Origin of the sequence: Pseudomonas edaphica, from assembly GCF_005863185.1 — a bacterium.
Lineage (GTDB): Bacteria > Pseudomonadota > Gammaproteobacteria > Pseudomonadales > Pseudomonadaceae > Aquipseudomonas > Aquipseudomonas edaphica.
The window spans coordinates 1-2,391 of the sequence record NZ_VBVZ01000802.1 but is presented as its reverse complement, the minus strand read 5'-3'; the positions used below and the strand labels follow the sequence as shown (position 1 = coordinate 2,391).

General features: G+C 62.5%; 3 protein-coding genes. All 3 read right to left on the bottom strand.

The annotated features are described in order from the left end of the window. Positions 1–56: 56 nt before the first annotated feature. Positions 57–1,022 carry an L-carnitine dehydrogenase gene (locus FEM54_RS30650; RefSeq protein ID WP_099550378.1) on the bottom strand — a complete coding sequence of 322 codons (966 nt, stop codon included), beginning with the start codon at positions 1,020–1,022 and terminating at the stop codon, positions 57–59. A 155-nt stretch (positions 1,023–1,177) separates the two neighbouring features. Further along, positions 1,178–2,065: a 3-dehydrocarnitine:acetyl-CoA trimethylamine transferase CdhC gene (gene cdhC, locus FEM54_RS30645; RefSeq protein WP_017139368.1), complete on the bottom strand. Its 888-nt coding sequence runs from the start codon at positions 2,063–2,065 to the stop codon at positions 1,178–1,180. A 77-nt stretch (positions 2,066–2,142) separates the two neighbouring features. Next, positions 2,143–2,391, bottom strand: a 249-nt coding sequence (locus FEM54_RS30640; RefSeq protein ID WP_276614930.1) for a glycine betaine ABC transporter substrate-binding protein, incomplete at its 5' end; no start/stop codon positions are given.

The following is a 2,391-nucleotide window of genomic DNA, read 5'->3' as shown; positions in this document are numbered from 1 at the left end:
GGTGAATTTTGCATCGCTATCGCAGGCAAGCCAGCTCCCACACAGATCAACAGCGGTTATTCAGCGAAGCTCATGCCGTGTTTGGCTTTGGTGGTTTTCACCGCTTCCAATACCGCCAGCAAGCAATCATCACGATAGCGCTCCAGCGCCGAAATGCTGTGTTTACCCAACTGATCGCTGGTGCCGTCGACCACATCGTCAATCAACTTGTCGGTCAGCTCCGGCGCCGGCAAATACGTCCACGGCAACTGCAACGCCGGGCCGAACTGGGCCATGAAGTGGCGCATTCCGGCATCACCGCCCGCGAGGGTGTAAGTCAGGAATGTGCCCATGAACGACCAGCGCAAACCGGCGCCAAATCGGATCGCATCGTCGATTTCACCGGTGGTCGCCACGCCGTCATTCACCAGGTGCAACGCCTCACGCCACAGCGCTTCGAGCAAGCGGTCAGCGATAAACCCCGGCACTTCCTTACGCACATGCAGCGGGCGCATGCCGAGGGATTCATACACCTTGATCGCCGCCTGAATTGCCTGCGGCGCGGTGTTCTTTCCGCCCACCACTTCCACCAGCGGCAACAGGTAAACCGGGTTGAAGGGGTGGCCGACCACACAGCGTTCCGGGTGGGTGGAACCTTCGTAGAACTCGCTCGGCAACAGACCTGAAGTGCTCGAGCCAATCAGCGCATTCGGCTTGGCCGCTGCGCTGATCTTGCTGTGCAGTTCGAGTTTCAGCTCCAGGCGTTCCGGGGCGCTTTCCTGGATGAAGTCGGCGTCTTTTACGCATTCCTCAATGGTGGTTACAAAGCGCAGGCGATCCTGAGAGGCGCCCGGCGCCAGGCCTTGTTTCTCCAAGGCGCCCCAGGCGTTGGCAACGCGCTTGCGCAGGGCCGCTTCGGCGCCAGGCGCCGGGTCCCAGGCCACCACATCCAGGCCGTGGGCCAGGGCGCGGGACACCCAGCCGCTGCCGATAACGCCGCTGCCGAGGGCGGCGAAGGTTTTGATTTCAGTGATAAAGCTCATGTCGACAATCCCTGAGTAATTCGGTGATCAAGGTGGGAGCTGGCTTGTCGAATCGTCGCACCGCTGCGATATCGGTGTATCAGTTGGTGCATTCGGTGCAGGTGTACCGCTATCGCGGGCAAGCCCGGCTCCCACAGGGTTTTGTGGTGTCTGAGTTAGCCGCGCTTGGTCAGGCCCATCTTGATTCGGCCCTCCGCCGGGGTCATGACCCGCGCGCCCAGGCGGCTGAGGATTTCACTCGCGCGCTCCACCAGTTGGCCATTAGTGGCGAGCACGCCTTTGTCCAGCCACAGGTTGTCTTCCAGGCCGACCCGCACGTTGCCGCCCAGCAGCACCGCTTGCGCCGCCATGGGCATTTGCATGCGGCCGATACCGAAGCCAGCCCACACGGCGTCGGCAGGCAGGTTGTCGACCATGGCTTTCATGGTGGTGGTGTCGGCCGGTGCGCCCCATGGGATGCCCAGGCACAGCTGGAACAGCGGGTTGTCGAGCAAACCTTCCTTGATCATCTGCTTGGCAAACCACAGGTGGCCGGTGTCGAAAATTTCCAACTCGGCCTTAACGCCCAGCTCTTGAATACGCTTGGCGCCCGCCCGCAGTTGCGCCGGGGTGGACACGTAAATGGTGTCGCCATCGCCGAAGTTGAGCGTGCCGCAGTCCAGGGTGCAGATCTCCGGCAGCAACTCCTCAACATGGGCCAGGCGCGTCAGCGGGCCGACCAGGTCGGTGTTGGGGCCGAACTCCATCGGGTTCTCGCCGCCGCCGATTTCCAGGTCGCCACCCATACCGGCGGTGAGGTTGACGATGATGTCGATGTCGGCCTCGCGGATGCGCTCCATCACTTCGCGATACAGCGCCACGTCGCGGCTGAACTTGCCGGTTTGCGGGTCGCGCACATGGCAGTGCACCACGGTGGCGCCGGCCTTGGCGGCTTCCACTGCGGCTGCGGCGATTTGTTTGGGAGTGACCGGCACGTGCGGGCTGCGGCTGGTCGTGTCGCCAGCACCGGTGAGTGCGCAGGTGATGATGACGTCGTGGTTCATGAGGCGGTTCCTTACAGGCGGGCGTAGTGATGCCGTTCGCAGCCAACAGCGGCTGCGATACGGTGATGCGAATCAGGTTATTTGCTGGTCAGTTGCAGGTTGGCCGCAGCCGGTTTGCCGTCGAAGGTGGTCACGCCTTCGAGCCAGCGCTGCTGGTCTTGCGGGTGGTCCTTGAGCCACTGCTTGGCCGACTCGAGGGCATCTTTGTGATCCAGCAACGGCTGCATCATTCGGCTCTCGTCGGCGGCGGTGAACGTCAGGTTGGTCAGCAGTTTGTGCACGTTGGGGCACTGCTCGGCGTAAGTCGGCGAAGTCACGCTCCACAC